Here is an 18809-nt window from a genome sequence, read left to right as displayed (position 1 = left end):
GCAGCCTAAATAGTGAACTATTTTGCGCCGTTTTCTTTTTGTGCCAGAGGACGGAAACCTCTACGCAAACGTTTTCTTTTTCTGTTAGAATCTGCCCCGGACGGGAAGCCAGGGTAGATTTGTGTGGGATTTTTATGGTTTGGATTGATTACGCCATTATTGCAGTTGTAGGTTTTTCGAGCCTGGTAAGCCTGATTCGCGGGTTTGTACGGGAAGCGCTTTCACTGATTACCTGGGGATGCGCTTTTTTTGTCGCCAGCCATTATTACACTTACCTGGCAAGCTGGTTCACAGGCTTTAATGATGCACTGGTACGAAACGGGATTGCGATCGCGGTACTGTTTATCGCAACGCTGATTGTCGGCGCCGTGGTGAATTATGTAATAGGGCAGTTGGTAGAGAAAACAGGGCTTTCAGGGACCGATCGCGTTTTAGGCGTCTGCTTTGGCGCGCTGCGTGGCGTGTTGATAGTCGCCGCGCTACTATTTTTCCTGGATACTTTTACCGGTTTGTCAAAAAGCGCCGACTGGCAGCAGTCGCAATTGGTTCCGCAGTTCAGTTTCATCATTAGGTGGTTTTTCGACTACCTTCAAAGCTCGTCGAGTTTCTTACCCCGGTAATAACGCCGGGGGCGCGGCTTAATGAGGAAAAGACAGTATGTGCGGTATTGTCGGTATCGCCGGTGTTATGCCGGTAAACCAGTCGATTTATGATGCGTTAACGGTGTTGCAGCATCGGGGCCAGGATGCCGCTGGCATTATCACGATTGATAAAGCCAATCATTTTAGGCTGCGTAAAGCGAATGGCCTGGTGAACGATGTGTTTGACGTGCGTCATATGCAGCGCCTGCAGGGCAATATGGGGATCGGGCACGTCCGTTATCCGACCGCTGGCAGTTCCAGCGCTTCTGAAGCGCAACCATTTTATGTGAACTCACCGTACGGTATTACCCTGGCGCACAACGGTAACCTCACTAATGCGCATGAACTTCGGCGTCAGCTTTTTGAAGAAAAACGGCGCCATATCAATACGACTTCCGACTCGGAAATTCTGCTAAATATTTTTGCCAGCGCGCTGGATAGCTTTCAGCATTATCCGCTGCAGGCTGACAATATCTTCGCCGCCGTCGCGGCGACCAACCGGCAAATTCGCGGCGCTTATGCCTGCGTGGCGATGATTATCGGCCATGGCATGGTGGCTTTTCGCGATCCTAACGGGATCCGTCCTCTGGTGTTAGGAAAGCGCGACGTTGACGGAAGCGGCACTGAATATATGGTGGCGTCCGAAAGCGTGGCGCTGGACACGCTGGGCTTTGCGTTTTTACGCGACGTTGCGCCGGGTGAAGCCGTTTATATTACCGAGCAGGGGCAGCTTTATACGCGCCAGTGTGCGGATAATCCGGGCTATTCCCCGTGTTTGTTTGAGTATGTCTATTTCGCGCGCCCGGATTCATTTTTGGATAAAATTTCCGTGTATAGCGCTCGTATTGGTATGGGGAAAAAACTCGGTGAGAAAATTGCGCGCGAATGGGAAGATTTGGATATCGATGTGGTCATTCCAATCCCCGAAACATCGTGCGATATTGCGCCGGAAATCGCTCGAATTCTTGATAAGCCTTACCGGCAAGGTTTTGTCAAAAATCGCTATGTTGGACGGACGTTTATTATGCCGGGCCAGCACTTACGTCGTAAATCCGTGCGGCGAAAATTAAACGCGAACCGGGCTGAGTTTCGCGGTAAAAACGTGCTGCTGGTGGATGACTCGATTGTCCGCGGCACCACGTCCGAGCAGATTATCGAAATGGCCCGCGAGGCGGGTGCGAAAAAAGTTTATCTCGCCTCGGCGGCGCCGGAAATCCGGTTTCCCAATGTCTATGGTATCGATATGCCAAGCGCACACGAGCTGATTGCTCACGGGCGTGAAGTCGAGGAGATCCGTCAGATAATCGGGGCGGATGCGCTGATTTTCCAAAGTCTGGATGATTTAATTGACGCCGTGCGCGCCGGGAACCCGGATATTCCTCAGTTTGAATGTTCAGTTTTTAATGGGATATATGTCACCAAAGATGTGGACCTTGCCTATCTGGAATATCTTGAATCGCTGCGCAGTGACGATGCGAAAGCCTTACAGTGCCAAAGCGAAGAAGAAAACCTGGAGATGCATAACGAAGGTTAAGGCGCCGGGGCGATACGTTGACGCGGCGCGGATTCTCCGGCAAAGTCAGCCCTTCTATGCGTGAAGGGATGAACACTATGAAACGATTGATTATCGGGATTTCTGGCGCCAGCGGCGCCGTTTACGGCGTACGCCTGCTCGAAGTATTAAAACCGATATCGGACGTTGAAACGCATTTAATCATGAGCCAGGCTGCGCGCCAAACGCTGGCGCTGGAGACGGATTATGCGCTGCGCGACGTACAGGCGCTGGCGGATGTGGTACACGATGCGCGGGATATTGCCGCCAGCGTCTCGTCAGGATCGTTTCAGACACACGGAATGGTGATTGCACCTTGTTCTATTAAGACGCTTTCCGGCATTGTACACAGTTACACCGACGGGCTGTTGACGCGTGCCGCCGATGTAGCGCTGAAAGAGCGGCGGCCTCTGGTGCTGTGTGTGCGTGAAACTCCGCTGCACCTTGGGCATTTGCGCCTGATGACCCAGGCGGCGGAAATGGGCGCCGTTATCATGCCACCTTTGCCCGCTTTTTATCACCGCCCCGACGGCCTGCAGGCGGTTATTGATCAGACCGTTAACCGTATTCTCGATCAGTTTTCCATTGCGTTACCTGAGGATTTATTTACGCGCTGGCCCGGTGAGGGGCGTTAATTTGTTTTGCCAGCGCGGCCGCTTGTCTTTATCCGCGAAGCAGGACGCTGAATACAGGTACCTGAGTCATAGGCCGCATTTTATCCTGTAAGGGCAGCGCTGTTCTGAGGATCGCTAAAACTGCATCAAGGTTTATCTGCAGCGCTGCGGGCTGGAATACACGGGCGCAGACGCGCTGTGATTAACGCAACAGATTACGCAGTGCATCTTCCAGCTCAAACCAGCGAAATTCAAATCCTGCCGCCTCAAGCCTTTTGGGTAGCGCTCGCTGCCCGCCGAGTACCAGCACCGCAGATTCTCCCATAAGCAACCGAATGGCGGCGGCGGGGACGCGTATGAGCGCCGGGCGATGTAAAACGCGTCCCAGCGTGTGCGCAAAGTGTTCGTTGCGCACCGGATAGGGAGAGGTCATATTGAACGGCCCGTGCAGTGGGTTATCCAGAAGCCAGAGCAGCGCGTTAACCATATCCTCAATATGAATCCAGGGAATATACTGGCGACCATTGCCGGTTGGGCCGCCCAGACCGGCGCGAAATAGCGGTAATAGTTTATGTAGCATACCGCCCTCGGCGGATAGCACGATACCCGTGCGTACGAGGCAGACTCGGGTGCGATCGCTGCGCGCCTGGCAGGCGATTTGTTCCCAGCGTGCGCACAGCTTATGGGTAAATTCGTTATGGGGAGGTTCTTCTTCAGTGACAACCACTTCGCCAAGGTCACCGTAATAGCCGATGGCAGAGCCGGAAATAAGGGCTGAAGGGGGCGTGTGGCTGGCGTTGATTAAATCGACCAGCCGCTGAGTGAGTTCCCAGCGGCTGCGGCACAGGCGCTCTTTCTGCGCGGCCGTCCAGCGTTTATCCGCGATGGGTTCGCCGGCGAGATTTATCACCGCGTCGTAGCCATCGAGCGTGCTGCGATTATTCAGCCCCTGCCACAGCGTCACCCGGTCACCCAGTTTACTCTGGGCATCATTGGGGCTGCGCGTGACGACGGTGATTTCGTGTCCCAGCGCTAAAAGTCTGGAGACCAGCCGTTGACCTATTAGCCCCGTGCCGCCGGTAATCACAACGTTCATATTTCCTCCGCCTGTGCTTCTCGTCTATTTTTACGGTTTATATTATTCAGTAAAGCAGGGTATAGGTGGGACGCGGTTAGCGGCGCCAGCTCATCGTGATGGAGACCGAGTCGGTGTAGCGAAGCGCGTGAAGTTTATCGATCTCTACTTCAGCATAGGTTACCCATGGATTATCGTGAACGATATTAAGTACGTCCTGGGTTAATTTTTCCAGCAGCGCGAAGCGCTGGTTTTCAACGTGCTGAATAACGGCCTTTGTGATAGTGCGGTAATTGAGCGCGTCGGCGATATCTTCGCTCTCGCGAGCGCGCTCGGCCGGATAGTGCAGTACGATATTGATAACGATGTCCTGACGGTTGGCGATTTCTTCTGCTTTGATACCGATATAAGTGCGCAGATGCAGGTTTTTAATACGGATCACGGCGTCCGGTAGCGGTGGCATAGGGATTCCTCAGGAGTGATGCGCGGGTGAGTGGCGCGGTTTGCGGATAATCAGTCGGTGGCCCGGCGTAACTAAAACTATTTACGGCGTACCCTATGATACATGAGGCGGCTCCCGGCGACATTGATTACCTGAGCGAAGGTAACCTTTGCAACACCGCCGGGGAGCAGACGATGGACTTGTCTGGCTGCACATCTCTATTGTCGTATTAGCTTGCAGTAGTAAGGATGAGATGTCGCGTATCCCGACGGCTGAATCGGGGTATTGAATAAGGTATTATGAGTGCCGTCCGGTGTGAAAAGGGGTTGGATAAATGAAGATGATGTTTGCGTCTGATATTCACGGCAGCCTGCCTGCTACAGAGCGGGTATTGGCGCAGTTTACTCGCAGTGGAGCGCGCTGGCTGGTGCTGTTAGGCGATATCCTCAACCACGGTCCGCGCAATACGCTGCCTGAAAGTTACAATCCTGCCGGTGTTGCATCAGCGCTGAACCGCTATGCGTCCAGCATCATTGCCGTACGCGGCAACTGTGACAGCGAGGTGGATCAGATGCTGCTGGACTTTCCAATAACCGCGCCGTGGCAACAAATAGTGACAGGCGACCGGCGCCTGTTTTTAACTCACGGGCACCTCTATCACCCCGATAATCTTCCCCCCCTTACTTCCAATGATGTATTAGTATTTGGACATACACATTTGCCGCTGGCTGAACGCCGCGCGCAGGCGCTATTGTTTAACCCAGGATCGATAAGTATTCCTAAAGGCGGCTACCCCGCAAGCTATGGCACGCTGGATGCTGGCATTCTGAGCATTTATGCTCTTGATGATAACGCCGTTATTGCACGTCTTGAGATTACGCCGTAACTTACTGGCGACGCAGGCCGTTTGTGAAGAGCAACATGGCCGTTGTCCGAGTCTGAAACAGTCATGCGCCTTACAGAGCGCCCGGAATAAAAGGTTTCCCGATGGTGGAGCAGAGTCTAACTGGCACAGAATGGGTTGATATCGTCAACGAAGAAAATGCAGTGATCGCACAGGCCAGCCGCGAGCAGATGCGCGCTCAGCGTCTACGCCATCGTGCAACATTTATTGTGGTGCATGACGGAATGGGTAAAATTCTGGTGCAGCGGCGGACGGAAACAAAAGATTTTATGCCGGGTATGCTGGATGCAACCGCCGGCGGCGTGGTAATGGCCGATGAAGCCATCCTTGATTCTGCGCGCCGCGAGGCGGAAGAGGAACTGGGCATTGCCGGAGTCCCTTTTGCCGAGCATGGTCTTTTTTACTTTGAAGATGAGCATTGTCGGGTTTGGGGCGCGCTATTTAGCTGCGTTTCACATGGGCCATTCGCACTGCAGGAAGATGAAGTCAGCGAGGTTTGCTGGATGGCGCCAGAGGAGATAACGGCTCGCTGTGATGAGTTTACCCAGGATTCACTTAAGGCTCTGGCCTTATGGATGAGCCGCAACGCGCACAATTCGCCGCTTCGGGTGCCGGAACCTGCGGAGTCAGTGCTTTCTGACATCGCGGCGGAAAGCGATCGCGACGGTATTTCCGATGAAATAAAGTAGCGCGGTTTTTACGCCGGTGTCGCGGTATGGCGCGCTGACGATCGCCTCTTGCTTCTCATCCCTGCGTGGTCCGGGCTTCTCGGGCCATCGTCCTCTTTTCCCTCTACACGCTTGAGCCTCCGGAAAAAGGTGAGCAAGAAAGGCGGCTGCGTTTGGGCGCAATACGAGCGCCCGCCGGGCGTTGCTTAAGCTGTCACGAATGCGCGGAGCGTTTAGCGGTGAAGCCAGAAGTGTGCACACGATAATCTCTTAACCTCAGGCCTGTTAATTGATTTAAAAACCCATGAACTAAAAATGATTACCGGGCGGGCGATCAATTATGTGAACAGAAGCTCAATGGCGCGCCGGAAAGGCGCCTATAAAAAAGGCCGCCTTATTAAGGCGGCCCCGAGTGTATATCAATACTAAAGTTTACTGCTGGCTTGACTGAATTGCCGTCAGCGCGATGGTATACACGATATCATCGACCAGCGCGCCGCGCGAGAGATCGTTAACCGGTTTGCGCATACCCTGCAGCATTGGACCAATGGAAATCAGATCCGCCGAGCGCTGCACCGCTTTATAGGTCGTATTACCGGTGTTCAGATCCGGGAAGATGAACACGGTAGCACGGCCTGCAACCGGTGAGTTTGGCGCTTTTGATTTCGCAACGTCTGCCATTACGGCAGCGTCATACTGCAGCGGGCCGTCAATCATCAGATCCGGGCGTTTTTCCTGCGCCAGACGCGTCGCTTCGCGTACTTTCTCTACGTCACTGCCCGCGCCGGAGTTGCCGGTGGAGTAGGAAAGCATCGCTACGCGCGGTTCAATACCAAAAGCGGTAGCGGAATCGGCGGATTGAATAGCGATTTCAGCCAACTGCTCTGCGGTGGGATCCGGGTTAATGGCGCAGTCGCCATACACATAAACCTGCTCAGGCAGCAGCATGAAGAAGACGGAAGAAACCAGGGAGCTTCCCGGTGCCGTTTTGATTAGCTGTAGCGGCGGGCGAATAGTATTCGCCGTGGTGTGCACCGCGCCGGAAACCAGGCCATCGACTTCGTTCTGCTCCAGCATCATAGTGCCCAGCACAACGTTATCTTCCAGCTGTTCGCGGGCGACGGCTTCTGTCATCCCTTTATTTTTGCGCAGCTCGACCAGGCGCGCAATATAGCTTTCACGTACCACGTCCGGGTCTACAATTTCGATGCCTTTACCGAGCTCAACGCCCTGAGCGGCGGCAACGCGGTTAATGACTTCTGGGTTGCCCAGAAGCACGCAGGTTGCGATGCCACGCTGGGCACAGATAGCTGCGGCTTTAACGGTACGCGGCTCATCGCCTTCTGGCAGTACCACGCGCTTACCGGCTTTACGCGCCAGCTCAGTGAGCTGATAACGGAAAGCGGGTGGTGACAGACGGCGACTGCGTTCAGACGTTGCGCTCAGGGATTCAATCCATGTGGCATCAATGTAACCCGCCACATATTCCTGTACTTTCTCGATGCGCTCATGATCGTCAACCGGCACTTCCAGATTAAAGCTTTGCAGGTTGAGTGAGGTCTGCCAGGTATTAGATGTGACGGTAAATACCGGTAAACCGGTGGCGAAAGCGCGTTCACATAGTTGCTTAATACGCGGGTCAATTTCATAGCCGCCGGTTAATAGCAGTGCGCCGATTTCTACGCCGTTCATCGCTGCCAGGCAGGCCGCTACCAGCACATCCGGGCGATCCGCTGAGGTCACTAATAGTGAGCCAGGACGGAAATGCTCCAGCATATTTGGCAGGCTGCGCGCGCAGAAGGTAACGGATTTTACGCGGCGAGTATTGATATCGCCCTCGTTGATTACCGTGGCGTTTAAGTGGCGCGCCATATCGATAGCCCTGGTGGCAATCAGATCGAAGCTCCAGGGGATACAGCCCAGCACCGGCAATGCGCTTTGCTGTTTAAACTGCTGGGGGTCGACGCTGATGATCTGCGCTTTGTTGGAATCATCAAAGATCTCTGACAGATCGGGACGGGTGCGCCCCTGCTCGTCAACCGGTGCGTTGAGTTTATTTACGATAACGCCGGTGATATTAGTATTCTTTGTGCCGCCGAAGCTGCTGCGGGTCAGTTCCAGGCGCTCTTTAAGCTGTTCTGCCGTGTCGGTGCCCTGAGACATCACGAAAACAATTTCTGCATTTAGCGTTTTCGCAATTTCATAATTTAGCGATTGCGCGAACTGGTGCTTGCGGGTAGGGACCAGGCCTTCAACCAGCACGACTTCCGCATCTTTGGTATTCGCATGGTAGCGTGCGATGATCTCTTCCATCAGCACGTCTTTTTGGTTGCTGGACAGCAGCGACTCAACGTGGCTCATATTGAGCGGCTCAGCGGTCGGCAAATCGGAGTTTGCGCGCACGATGCTGGTAGTTTGATCGGGCGCATCGCCGCCGGTGCGCGGCTGAGCGATAGGTTTAAAGACGCTCAAACGGACGCCTTTACGTTCCATAGCACGGATAACGCCAAGGCTGACGCTGGTCAGGCCGACGCTGGTTCCGGTAGGGATGAGCATGATAGTACGGGACACGGTATAACCTCTTTCGTTAACGCCCGGCATAGGCGAGCGCGACACAAAACAGTACCGCCAGCGAGGCTGGCGGTAGAGAATCAGGCAGTCAGGCGGCTGGCGTCCTGAGCGATAACCAGCTCTTCATTGGTTGGAATCACCATTGCCGGCACAGTGCCTTCTTTGTTGATGAAGCCTGATTTACCAAAGCGAGCGGCCAGGTTGCGTTCATGATCCACTTCCAAACCCAGTACGCCCAGTTTAGCTAACGACAGCTCGCGCACCATTGCGGCGTTTTCACCGATACCGCCGGTAAAGACAACGCCGTCCAGACGGCCGTCCATCAGCGCCGTGTAGGCACCAATGTATTTCGCGAGGCGATGGCAGTAAACGTCCATTGCGCGTTTAGCATCGGCTTTGCTGTCGTAGTTATCTTCAACGTAGCGGCAATCGCTGGTGACTTCAGTCAGACCCTGCAGACCAGACTCTTTGGTCAGCGTTTTATTAATCTGATCGATGCTCATACCCAGATTATCATGCAGGAAGAAAATGATAGCCGGGTCGATATCGCCAGAGCGCGTACCCATTACCAGGCCTTCCAGCGGCGTCAGCCCCATTGAAGTATCAACGCACTGGCCGTTGCGGATGGCTGAAACGGAACCACCGTTGCCCAAGTGACAGGTAATAATATTAATCTGCTCAACCGGTTTGTTCAGCATTTTGGCCGCTTCCTGGGTCACATAGAAGTGGCTGGTGCCGTGGAAACCATAGCGACGCACGCCGTGGTCTTTATACATTTTGTAGGGCAGAGCGTAGAGGTACGACTCTTCCGGCATTGTCTGATGGAATGCGGTATCAAATACGGCCACATTCTTTTTCGCCAAAGATGGGAAGGATTTCAGCGCTTCCTCAATACCGATCAGGTGAGCCGGGTTATGCAGCGGGGCAAAAGGCGCCGCGTCTTTAATTCCCTGAATCACGCTATCATCGATAATGACGGAGCGGGTGTATTTCTCGCCGCCGTGTACAATACGGTGGCCAATTGCCGTGAGCTGTGCGGACAATTCAGGTTTTTGAGCCAGAATCGTGTTAACAATAAAGTTCAGCGCTTCGCTGTGGGCTGCGCCAGCACCCAGCGCCGCTTCCTGTTTTGCACCATCCATTTTCCATTTAATGCGGGCTTCAGGAAGATGGAAGCATTCGGCCAGGCCAGAAAGGTGCTCTTCGCCGTTCGCTGCATCGATAACTGCGAATTTAAGAGAGGAGCTACCGCAATTCAGAACCAGTACTAACTTACTCGACATGGAAGTACCTACTTTATATATGTGGCTAAAAAAACGTCAAACATCTTCTCATCGTAGCGCAAGACGACGCGGACGTTTATGATTAACGTCATGCCAGGTCCGATTTTTGGCATGATGAATAAAAAGGCGCACGCTAATATAGAAAAGCGTAAGGGCGGGCCGTTAGCAACCCCCTTTCTTGACAGGCGGCGCATTGCCTTCTACGACCATCGTGAAACCCAGAAGGATACCTGATTGCGTCCCGCGATGACAAAATATTTTGAAGATTGCCCGATTCAGTTGTTATCTTGCTTGAAAAGTTTATTTTTTGCTTATGTATTTGAGGTAAAGCCATGTCAAAACTTCCAGAATATCGTACCGGTGGCTTGCGCCTGTTCCAGCGCGGGCAGCGTTACGCAAAAACGTGGCCCCTTGAAAAGCGGCTGGCACCGGTATTTATTGAAAACCGCATTATTCGTGCGACCCGCTTTGCGATACGATTTATGCCGCCCGTCGCCATGTTTACGCTCTGCTGGCAAATTTCGCTGGGCGGGCAGTTAGGCCCTGCGGTTGCAACCGCGCTGTTTGCGTTGAGTCTGCCATTGCAGGGGTTATGGTGGCTCGGAAAACGCTCTGTGACACCGCTACCGCCGTCAATATTAAACTGGTTTTACGATATTCGCGGTAAGCTTGAACTGTCCGGGATGGCGCTGACGCCGGTGGATGGTAAGCCGGACTATCAGGCGCTGGCCGATACGTTAAAGCGCGCATTTCGTCAATTGGATAAAACTTTCCTCGACGACTTATAAATTATCTTTTCATATTACGCCCTGTAATAAGCGCGGGTATACCAGTCAGGAAGCAGGGCGCGGGTATAAAATTTCGATATTTTACTAATACTATTCTTTGCAGGAGTAACGCCGAAATGGAAATGACGAATGCCCAACGCCTGATACTTTCGAACCAGTACAAAATGATGGTTATGCTCGATCCTGAGAATGCCGAGCGTTATCGCCGCCTGCAAACCATCGTTGAGCGTGGATTTGGGTTGCAAATGCGTGAATTGGATCGGGAATTTGGTCAGTTGACGGAGGAAACCTGTCGCGAAGTGATTGATATTATGGAGATGTATCACGCGTTGCACGTTTCCTGGAGTAATTTGAAGGATAAAATCGACATTAATGAATGTAGGGTGACTTTTTTAGGGTTTGATGCCGCGACCGAAGCGCGTTTATTAAGTTATGTGCGCTTTATGGTAAACGTTGAAGGCCGTTATACGCATTTCGATGCCGGAACTCACGGTTTTAATGCGCAGACGCCGATGCTGGAGAAATACCAGCGGATGCTGAAAATTTGGCATGCCTGCCCACGCCAGTACCATCTCAGCGCTAATGAAATTACACAAATCACTCACGCCTGAGCGCCGTAAGCCAGATGGGAAACTGGCGGCATAAAATTATACCGGCTTTCGCTTTTCTCTAGGTTTGACAGGCCGAAATAGTTGGCGATAACCAGGCCCGCTAATTACATCTCCCTTTGATTTACCCCCTCATTCAAGGGGGTTTTTTTATGGCAATATGCTTATTGATGGAGCAGGGGAGGAGATGATGAACGCAGAATTACTGTGGACGATCGCGCTATTGCTGGCAGCGGTAGTGCTATTTGCATCCGGTAAAGTGCGTATGGAGGCCGTTGCGCTGGGGGCAATTATCGCCTTTGTGCTTAGCGGTACATTAACACCGGCCGAAGCGTTCTCTGGTTTCAGCGATCCTAACGTCATACTCATTGCAGCGCTATTTGTTATTGGCGATGGCCTGGTGCGCACCGGGGTGGCGACGCGGCTGGGCGCCTGGCTGGTGCGAGCGGCGGGCAGCAGCGAAACCCGTATGCTTATCTTATTAATGCTAACCGTTGCCTGCCTCGGAGCGTTTATGAGCTCCACCGGCGTCGTGGCCATTTTTAACCCGTGGTGCTTAGCGTATCCAGTCGCATGAAAATACCTCCGTCAAAATTAATGATGCCACTCAGTTTTGCAGGTCTGATTAGCGGCATGATGACGCTGGTCGCTACGCCGCCCAATCTTGTTATCAATAGCGAGCTTTTGCGCGAAGGGCTGCCAGGATTTCATTTTTTCAGCGTTACTCCTCTTGGGCTGGTGGTACTGGCGGCTGGCATCGGCTATATGCTGCTGGCACGCCTGGCGTTTGCCGGACCTGAAACGGATAGCGGGAAAGAGGGCTGGCGTCGCAGCTCGTTTCGCGATTTGATTAAAACATATCATTTAACGGGACGGGCGCGGCGCCTGGCGGTGCGCGTCGGTTCTCCGCTGATTGGCCAGCGGCTGGACGATGTTAAATTAAGAACGCGCTACGGGGCCAACGTGATTGGTATCGAACGCTGGCGGCATTTCAGGCGAGTCATTATGAATGTTTCCGGCGATACGCAATTGCTGGCGCGCGATGTACTGCTGATTGATATGTCCGCTTCCGAAGTCGATTTGCGGGAATTTTGTCATGAGCAACAGCTTGAACCTCGCATACTAAGAGGCGAGTATTTTTCTGAGCATGCGCTTGACGTTGGTATGGCAGAGGTAATGCTGGCGCCGGAGTCCGCGCTGGCAGGCATGAGCGTGCGCGACGCGGCGTTTCGTCAGCGCTTTGGGCTAAATGTTATCGGGCTTAAGCGCGCAGGGCTGGTGCTGGAAGGCGGTTTGCTGGATGAAATTCTTCAGCCCGGCGATATTTTGCTTATTGCGGCAACGTGGAAGGTGATTCAGCTTTTAGGCAACCGCAGCCGTGATTTTGTTGTGTTGGGTTTACCAGCAGAAGAGCGAGATGCTTCACCGGCACACAGTCAGGCGCCGCATGCTATTTTTTGTCTGGCGCTGATGGTTGCGCTAATGCTCACGGATGAAATCCCGAACCCGATTGCCGCAATGATTGCTTGCTTACTTATGGGGAAATTTCGCTGTATTGACGCGGCCAGCGCGTGGAAAGCGATCCACTGGCCTGGCATTATTGTTATCGTTGGTATGATGCCGTTTGCGCTGGCGCTGCAGAAAACCGGCGGCATAGCATTAATCGTTCAGGGGCTGATGGCGATAGGCGGCGGTGGCGGGCCTTATTTAATGCTGATTTGTCTGTTCGCGCTTAGCGCTATTATCGGCCTGTTTATCTCAAATACGGCGACGGCCGTATTGATGGCTCCTGTTGCGCTGGCCGCCGCCAGAAGCATGGATGTCTCGCCTTATCCTTTTGCGATGATGGTGGCGATGGCGGCTTCTGCGGCATTTATGACACCGGTCTCTTCTCCGGTAAATATGCTGGTGTTAGGCCCGGGAGGATATCGCTTTGGCGATTTTGTTAAACTGGGCGTGCCTTTCACGCTATTGGTTATGCTGATATGCGTACTGTTAATCCCGCTACTATTTCCTTTTTGAACCCCGGGAGCGGGGCATCATCATAGCGGCGTATCCTGGCTTATTTCATCCAGCGACAGATGAAAACTGGGAACAAAGACTTGCATAAAATAGTCCATTTCATCGCTGCGCCGCTCGGCCAGCGTTTTTTCAAGACGGCCTTTAGCCAGGCGGAATTCATTGTTTCCTGCTGAAAGCTCTTCGAGGCATTTTAACCAGGCACAAAGCGTATCGGCCTGCTTAACAATGGCGGTTTCTGCTTCACTGTGGCTTTCTTCGTCAATAAGAGGCGCAAAGATATCTCGCAGAGCTTCCGGCACCATCTCAATCAGTTTTTGCTGGGCGATTTTTTCAATCGCTTTATATTCGTGAGTAATTTGAGGGTTAAAGTACTTCACCGGCGTTGGTAGATCTCCGGTTAATACTTCACTGGCATCGTGATATAAGGCCATCAGCGCGATACGCTCAGGGTTAAGCTGCCCGCCAAAGAGTCGATTTTTTATCGCAGCCAGCGCGTGGGCTACCATGGCAACCTGCAGACTATGTTCCGAGACATTTTCTGTACGCACGTTGCGCATGAGCGGCCAGCGATTAATCAGCTTCAGGCGTGCCAGGTGGGCGAAAAAGTGGCTTTGCATGGCAGTTTTCCAGGTAAGAGAAAAGCAGAGGGCGCCCCTTATGGGCACCCTGAAACTATTATTGGCCAAACGAGCGTAATACCTTAATTATGGCATTACTGATGATAGGTGGTTAAAAACCGCCCAAATTTACTAATCGCTAGCTCTAAATCATCCATGCGCGGTAGCGTGACGATGCGGATATGATCGGGCCACGGCCAGTTGAAGGCGGAGCCTTGCACCAGCAGCACTTTTTCCTGCAGCAAGAAATCCAGCACCATCTTTTGGTCGTCATGAATATTAAACCGCTTTGCATCAATGCGCGGGAACATATAAAGCGCGCCGCGAGGTTTAACGCAGCTTACCCCCGGGATTTCATTAATCAGCTCCCAGGCCCGGTTGCGCTGCTCATATAAGCGACCGCCTGGCATAATAAACTCGCTGATGCTTTGATAACCCCCAAGCGCGGTTTGAATAGCGTGCTGGGCCGGAACATTGGCGCAAAGGCGCATCGAAGCCAGCATCTCCAGCCCCTCAATATAGCTTTTAGCGTGCTTTTTGGGCCCATTCAGCACCATCCATCCCTGCCGAAATCCGGCGACGCGATAAGTTTTGGATAAGCCATTAAAGGTAATGGTTAGTAAATCCGGTGCCAAAGTGGCAATAGAGTGATGCTGGGCACCATCGTAAAGGATTTTGTCATAGATTTCATCGGCGAAAATAAGCAGATTATGTTCACGTGCTATCTCGACGATATCCAGCAGAAGCTCTTTAGAATAAACGGCACCGGTGGGGTTATTAGGATTAATAATAACAATGCCGCGCGTGCGTGGCGTTATCTTCGCGCGGATATCATCGAGGTCCGGGAACCAGTCTGAAGATTCGTCGCACAAATAATGTACGGCGTTGCCCCCGGATAGCGAAACAGCGGCGGTCCACAGCGGATAGTCCGGCGCGGGAACCAGCATTTCGTCGCCGCTATTAAGAAGAGCCTGCATTGATTGCACAATCAATTCGGAAACGCCGTTACCGATATAGATATCTTCGACTGTGACATCCAGCATACCGCGCTGCTGATAGTGTTGCATGATGGCTTTACGAGCGGAATAAAGGCCTTTTGATTCGCTATAGCCCTGTGCGGTGGGAAGGTTACGAATGACATCGACTAAAATTTCATCAGGTGCTTCAAATCCAAATGGCGCAGGATTACCGATGTTAAGTTTGAGTACTTTATTGCCTTCTTCTTCGAGACGTTTTGCCTCTTTCAATACCGGACCGCGAATGTCGTAACAGACGTTATCAAGTTTGCTGGATTTTTCAATGGGGGACATGGAATGACCTTTTCTTGTTGTAACGGCTTCCCACCATGGAAGCGACGCCTTTGCCACTCTACTCTTACGGCGGCCTATTTTGAAGCGCTGACGAGGAGGCAAAAGCGAAAATTTATTTTCAATTTACGTCCTGGCAAAGTCAGGAATCGTAAAAATATTCATTTATTGACAGTATTGATAATTTAATGAATACGATCTGGCACTTTTATTGATGGAAAATTTCATTGTGAGATAGAAAAATCCTAAATAGGTCTATGAACATGCAAATAGAATATGCTTACTCTTAAGTAAAAATTGATGTTTTCATAATGAAATGTTCAGAGAGTGGTCTTTTTCCTATAGGTATCTTGCAGGGAAATCTGACATTCCATTGTTATTCATAAGTGAGTAGATAACGCTGGCGCTTTATTTTCCTGATACCTTGCTAAGTAAAAAAGTCTTATAAAGATTATGTGTTCAGGCTTTAAAAGTGAAATAGATCAGACAAATCGCAATAAGGCTTATAAACCATGCAAATATGCGCTAAAATATCCCAGCTTATGTTTTACCATGGGGTTAGTATCACCCTGCGGGCCAGAGATGGTAACGATTACAGTCGATTATGTTGCTGAATGCGATGCTACAGTAATTGCAATGTTAAATGTTGCTTTACTTTATCAATCACTGGACGCTATTAAGAAAAATCACTGCTGAAGCGATTTAAGCTTAATACGTTGCATTATTTAGTAATGCTGGCACAAAACAGAAAGTACGCATGCTACTCCAAAGGTCAGAATATTCATCTTATAGCGGAAGGGCGGGGAATTAATCCTGCGGATTTATTGCCAGCGGGATAATTACAATGCACATCCGTTTATTTGACGGCTATTATTCACCTCAGGCTAGCTGCAAAAAAAATTCTTTATCTCTTTGATAATATACAGCAATAGAACCAGGGAAGCCCTGTAGGGCAACCTACTAGTGAAAATTATGATAAATGCAAATCGTCCGATACTTAACCTTGACCTCGATCTGCTGAGAACGTTTGTTGCAGTCGCCGATCTGAATACTTTCGCTGCTGCTGCGGTTGCCGTTTGTCGCACGCAGTCTGCGGTCAGTCAGCAAATGCAACGCCTGGAACAATTAATAGGCAAAGAACTGTTCGCTCGCCATGGTCGCAATAAATTGCTTACTGAGCATGGCATTCAGCTATTGGGGTATGCCCGAAAAATTTTACGTTTTAATGATGAGGCCTGTAGTTCGCTAATGTTTAACGATCTACAGGGGACGCTGACGCTAGGCGCCTCAGATGAAACCGCTGACACAATACTTCCTTTTCTCTTAAATCGGATCAGTTCGGCCTATCCCAAATTGGCTCTCGATGTCAGAGTATTACGCAACCCGCGTATACCGGAAATGCTTAATACTCAGGAAGTCGATTTAGTGGTCACTACCTCGCAATTGGCACACGCAGAATGTGTATCTCTGCGCACTTCGCCAACGCTGTGGTATTGCGCTGCGGATTACCAGTTCCAGAAGGCGGAAGCATTGCCTTTGGTGTTGCTTGATGAACCGGGTCCGTACCGTGAAATGATGCTGAGTCATTTAAACGCCGCGGGGCTTGGCTGGCGTATCTCTTATATGGCTTCCACACTGTCTGCTGTTAAAGCCGCTGTGAAAGCTGGTTTAGGGATAACGGCTTGCCCGGTAGAAATGATGGGGCCAGAGCTGCGCGTGTTAGGCGTAAGCGATGGACTCCCTGTGCTACCGGAAACGCATTATCAGCTATGCCGTCATCCTGATATCGAAAATGAGGTAGTAAAAACTATCTTTGAAGCGATGGAGAATGACAATAATCCCTGGCGCTATTACGGTGATTCCGGTGCAACCGAGGCAAGCGGCCTTAATAAAGAGGAAGGATAATCGAGCGGGACTCATCGTCCCCCGCTTTAACCACCCTTGATAAGTAAAGGCACCGCTATAATCTCTTTGGCGGTGCCTTTAGCTTTTATGGTCTTTATACCTTTAAGATACCTGCGTTAACTCCATAATTCTGTAAGATGCGGGGTTACCGTGCGTTGTAAACATTATTTATTGATGTGTTACAAAAGGCGGGGCGTTTGGGTTTGTTTTTTTCATTAATTAACAAAAATGTGTCACAGATCAAAAAAATAGATCGTCAGGGGGGCAGGAATAGTTTTGAATTCCTGCCAGAATGGAAAAGGGTACGCCCCTTTCACACGGTGATGGACTCGATTCACCTAACTCTGATGTCTGACGGCCTGTGGGCATGTTATGAGGCACTAAGTGTTAATGAAATTGAGTCCATGTAAACTAATGTGTTGGTGCTTTTGTTAAAGTTGACAAAGGTTATTGAAAGGAGTAAAAAGCCCCATCGTTCGGCTGTCTTAGCGCTTTCTGACAGTTTTTGTGCGGTTTTTTGTTCCTCCCCGTGAATCTGTGGTGTTTATCTGCTGGTGAACAAGGCAGAAGTTTTGGCACCACCACAAGAGTTAAGCAATGAGTATGTCAACATCCACTGAAGTCATCGCTCACCACTGGGCGTTTGCTATCTTTCTTATTGTTGCCATTGGCTTATGTTGCCTGATGCTTGCCGGCGCCTGGTTTTTAGGGGCTCGCGGGCGTGGAAGGCATAAAAATACGCCTTTTGAGTCAGGTATCGAATCCGTGGGCACTGCGCGCCTGCGTCTTTCAGCCAAGTTCTATTTGGTGGCGATGTTCTTCGTCATTTTTGACGTTGAAGCGCTGTATCTGTACGCGTGGTCAACCTCCATACGCGAAAGCGGGTGGGTAGGGTTCGCCGAGGCCGCGATCTTTATTTTTGTACTACTGGCCGGTCTGGTTTATCTGGTACGCATTGGCGCTCTGGACTGGACGCCTGCGCGCTCACGTCGTGAGCATATGAATCCGGAAACCGATCCGCGAACTACTCCCCGTCAACGCTAACCGCGAGGCAATAAGATGGACTATACGCTCACCCGCATAGATCCCAACGGTGAGAATGACCGTTACCCCTTACAGAAACAGGAGATTGTCACCGATCCCCTGGAGCAGCATGTGCACCGTAGCGTTTATATGGGCAAGCTTGAGCACGCTCTGCACGATATGGTTAACTGGGGGCGTAAAAACTCTCTTTGGCCGTATAACTTCGGTCTCTCCTGCTGCTATGTCGAAATGGTTACCTCCTTTACCGCGGTACACGATGTCGCGCGCTTTGGCGCCGAGGTATTACGCGCTTCGCCGCGTCAGGCGGATTTTATGGTGGTTGCTGGAACCTGTTTTACCAAAATGGCTCCGGTTATTCAGCGCCTGTACGACCAAATGCTGGAACCTAAATGGGTCATTTCAATGGGCGCCTGCGCTAACTCCGGCGGCATGTACGATATTTATTCTGTTGTGCAGGGCGTTGATAAATTCCTGCCGGTAGACGTTTATATTCCAGGCTGCCCGCCGCGTCCTGAGGCTTATATGCAGGCGCTGATGCTGTTACAGGAATCTATCGGTAAAGAACGCCGTCCGCTCTCATGGGTCGTTGGCGATCAGGGCGTTTACCGCGCCAATATGCAATCAGAACGCGAACGTAAACGCGGCGAACGTATCGCCGTTAAAAATCTGCGTACACCAGACGAAATTTAATTGGCGGCTAGCATCGTGGAATTCTCCCCCGCATTTTAATAATTAATAGCGCGGGGTTATGAACGTTAGCCTGCACAG

At 51.4% G+C, this 18809-nt stretch carries 16 protein-coding genes and 1 pseudogene; 11 read left to right on the top strand and 6 right to left on the bottom strand.

The window, feature by feature from the left end:
• Nucleotides 1–134 precede the first annotated feature (134 nt).
• The 3 genes from cvpA (at nt 135) to SFA31_RS17555 (ending at nt 2828) form a co-directional block, all read left to right on the top strand.
• Nucleotides 135–620, top strand: a complete 486-nt coding sequence (cvpA, locus tag SFA31_RS17565; protein ID WP_322839148.1) for a colicin V production protein — start codon at nt 135–137, stop codon at nt 618–620.
• Nucleotides 621–657: 37 nt separating this feature from the next.
• Nucleotides 658–2175, top strand: coding sequence for an amidophosphoribosyltransferase (purF, locus tag SFA31_RS17560; RefSeq protein WP_322839147.1), 1518 nt, complete (start codon nt 658–660; stop codon nt 2173–2175).
• Nucleotides 2176–2252: 77 nt separating this feature from the next.
• Nucleotides 2253–2828, top strand: a complete 576-nt coding sequence (locus SFA31_RS17555) for a UbiX family flavin prenyltransferase (RefSeq protein ID WP_322839146.1) — start codon at nt 2253–2255, stop codon at nt 2826–2828.
• Between the two features lie 181 nt (nt 2829–3009).
• Here SFA31_RS17555 and SFA31_RS17550 read toward each other — a convergent pair whose 3' ends face one another.
• Together SFA31_RS17550 and folX are read right to left on the bottom strand one after the other, a co-directional pair.
• A complete protein-coding gene (locus SFA31_RS17550; RefSeq protein WP_322839145.1) occupies nt 3010–3903 on the bottom strand; it encodes a TIGR01777 family oxidoreductase in 894 nt (297 codons plus the stop codon).
• A gap of 76 nt (nt 3904–3979) precedes the next feature.
• Nucleotides 3980–4345 (bottom strand): dihydroneopterin triphosphate 2'-epimerase, encoded by a 366-nt coding sequence (gene folX / locus SFA31_RS17545; protein WP_322839144.1) that lies wholly within the window; start codon nt 4343–4345, stop codon nt 3980–3982.
• A 313-nt stretch (nt 4346–4658) separates the two neighbouring features.
• Here folX and yfcE point away from each other — a divergent pair, with 313 nt between their 5' ends.
• The gene (gene yfcE, locus SFA31_RS17540) at nt 4659–5210 is read left to right on the top strand and encodes a phosphodiesterase (protein ID WP_322839143.1); all 552 of its coding nucleotides are present in this window, start codon (nt 4659–4661) and stop codon (nt 5208–5210) included.
• Nucleotides 5211–5311: 101 nt separating this feature from the next.
• The gene (yfcD, locus tag SFA31_RS17535) at nt 5312–5917 is read left to right on the top strand and encodes an NUDIX hydrolase YfcD (protein ID WP_322839142.1); all 606 of its coding nucleotides are present in this window, start codon (nt 5312–5314) and stop codon (nt 5915–5917) included.
• 411 nt (nt 5918–6328) lie between these two features.
• Here the strand turns inward: yfcD and pta are convergent, their stop codons facing one another.
• Both pta and ackA read right to left on the bottom strand, forming a co-directional pair.
• Nucleotides 6329–8467: a phosphate acetyltransferase gene (gene pta, locus SFA31_RS17530; RefSeq protein ID WP_322839141.1), complete on the bottom strand. Its 2139-nt coding sequence runs from the start codon at nt 8465–8467 to the stop codon at nt 6329–6331.
• Between the two features lie 80 nt (nt 8468–8547).
• A complete protein-coding gene (gene ackA, locus SFA31_RS17525) occupies nt 8548–9750 on the bottom strand; it encodes an acetate kinase (protein WP_322839140.1) in 1203 nt (400 codons plus the stop codon).
• A gap of 332 nt (nt 9751–10082) precedes the next feature.
• Here ackA and yfbV point away from each other — a divergent pair, with 332 nt between their 5' ends.
• From yfbV to SFA31_RS17510, 3 genes and pseudogenes are all read left to right on the top strand, one after another.
• Nucleotides 10083–10538: a terminus macrodomain insulation protein YfbV gene (yfbV, locus tag SFA31_RS17520; RefSeq protein ID WP_322839139.1), complete on the top strand. Its 456-nt coding sequence runs from the start codon at nt 10083–10085 to the stop codon at nt 10536–10538.
• A gap of 116 nt (nt 10539–10654) precedes the next feature.
• Complete coding sequence (locus SFA31_RS17515; RefSeq protein ID WP_322839138.1) at nt 10655–11149, top strand: YfbU family protein; 495 nt, start codon at nt 10655–10657, stop codon at nt 11147–11149.
• A gap of 187 nt (nt 11150–11336) precedes the next feature.
• A pseudogene (locus tag SFA31_RS17510) lies at nt 11337–13168 on the top strand (SLC13 family permease).
• Between the two features lie 20 nt (nt 13169–13188).
• On the opposite strand, the gene yfbR reads toward SFA31_RS17510, so the two are convergent.
• Nucleotides 13189–13785, bottom strand: coding sequence for a 5'-deoxynucleotidase (yfbR, locus tag SFA31_RS17505; RefSeq protein ID WP_322839137.1), 597 nt, complete (start codon nt 13783–13785; stop codon nt 13189–13191).
• A 95-nt stretch (nt 13786–13880) separates the two neighbouring features.
• Nucleotides 13881–15095, bottom strand: coding sequence for a pyridoxal phosphate-dependent aminotransferase (locus SFA31_RS17500; protein ID WP_322839136.1), 1215 nt, complete (start codon nt 15093–15095; stop codon nt 13881–13883).
• 969 nt (nt 15096–16064) lie between these two features.
• Between SFA31_RS17500 and lrhA the strand changes: the two genes are divergently transcribed.
• From lrhA to SFA31_RS17485, 3 genes are all read left to right on the top strand, one after another.
• Nucleotides 16065–16997 (top strand): transcriptional regulator LrhA, encoded by a 933-nt coding sequence (gene lrhA, locus SFA31_RS17495; RefSeq protein ID WP_322839135.1) that lies wholly within the window; start codon nt 16065–16067, stop codon nt 16995–16997.
• Between the two features lie 597 nt (nt 16998–17594).
• Complete coding sequence (gene nuoA / locus SFA31_RS17490; protein WP_322839134.1) at nt 17595–18041, top strand: NADH-quinone oxidoreductase subunit NuoA; 447 nt, start codon at nt 17595–17597, stop codon at nt 18039–18041.
• Between the two features lie 15 nt (nt 18042–18056).
• Complete coding sequence (locus SFA31_RS17485) at nt 18057–18731, top strand: NADH-quinone oxidoreductase subunit B (RefSeq protein WP_322839133.1); 675 nt, start codon at nt 18057–18059, stop codon at nt 18729–18731.
• The last annotated feature ends 78 nt before the right edge of the window (nt 18732–18809 follow it).

Origin of the sequence: Erwinia sp. HR93 (genome assembly GCF_034555055.1) — a bacterium.
GTDB classification, from domain to species: Bacteria; Pseudomonadota; Gammaproteobacteria; order Enterobacterales; family Enterobacteriaceae; genus Apirhabdus; species Apirhabdus apintestini.
Note: the sequence above shows the minus strand (reverse complement) of the source record. Positions and strands in the feature narration are given on the sequence as shown.

Coding starts and splice junctions, on each gene's coding strand:
- purF (WP_322839147.1), top strand. CDS start 658: ATGTGCGGTATTGTCGGTATCGCCGGTGTTATGCCGGTAAACCAGTCG.
- SFA31_RS17515 (WP_322839138.1), top strand. CDS start 10,655: ATGGAAATGACGAATGCCCAACGCCTGATACTTTCGAACCAGTACAAA.
- ackA (WP_322839140.1), bottom strand. CDS start 9,750: ATGTCGAGTAAGTTAGTACTGGTTCTGAATTGCGGTAGCTCCTCTCTT.
- yfbV (WP_322839139.1), top strand. CDS start 10,083: ATGTCAAAACTTCCAGAATATCGTACCGGTGGCTTGCGCCTGTTCCAG.
- cvpA (WP_322839148.1), top strand. CDS start 135: ATGGTTTGGATTGATTACGCCATTATTGCAGTTGTAGGTTTTTCGAGC.
- yfcE (WP_322839143.1), top strand. CDS start 4,659: ATGAAGATGATGTTTGCGTCTGATATTCACGGCAGCCTGCCTGCTACA.
- SFA31_RS17500 (WP_322839136.1), bottom strand. CDS start 15,095: ATGTCCCCCATTGAAAAATCCAGCAAACTTGATAACGTCTGTTACGAC.
- nuoA (WP_322839134.1), top strand. CDS start 17,595: ATGAGTATGTCAACATCCACTGAAGTCATCGCTCACCACTGGGCGTTT.
- lrhA (WP_322839135.1), top strand. CDS start 16,065: ATGATAAATGCAAATCGTCCGATACTTAACCTTGACCTCGATCTGCTG.
- yfbR (WP_322839137.1), bottom strand. CDS start 13,785: ATGCAAAGCCACTTTTTCGCCCACCTGGCACGCCTGAAGCTGATTAAT.
- SFA31_RS17485 (WP_322839133.1), top strand. CDS start 18,057: ATGGACTATACGCTCACCCGCATAGATCCCAACGGTGAGAATGACCGT.
- yfcD (WP_322839142.1), top strand. CDS start 5,312: ATGGTGGAGCAGAGTCTAACTGGCACAGAATGGGTTGATATCGTCAAC.
- SFA31_RS17550 (WP_322839145.1), bottom strand. CDS start 3,903: ATGAACGTTGTGATTACCGGCGGCACGGGGCTAATAGGTCAACGGCTG.
- SFA31_RS17555 (WP_322839146.1), top strand. CDS start 2,253: ATGAAACGATTGATTATCGGGATTTCTGGCGCCAGCGGCGCCGTTTAC.
- folX (WP_322839144.1), bottom strand. CDS start 4,345: ATGCCACCGCTACCGGACGCCGTGATCCGTATTAAAAACCTGCATCTG.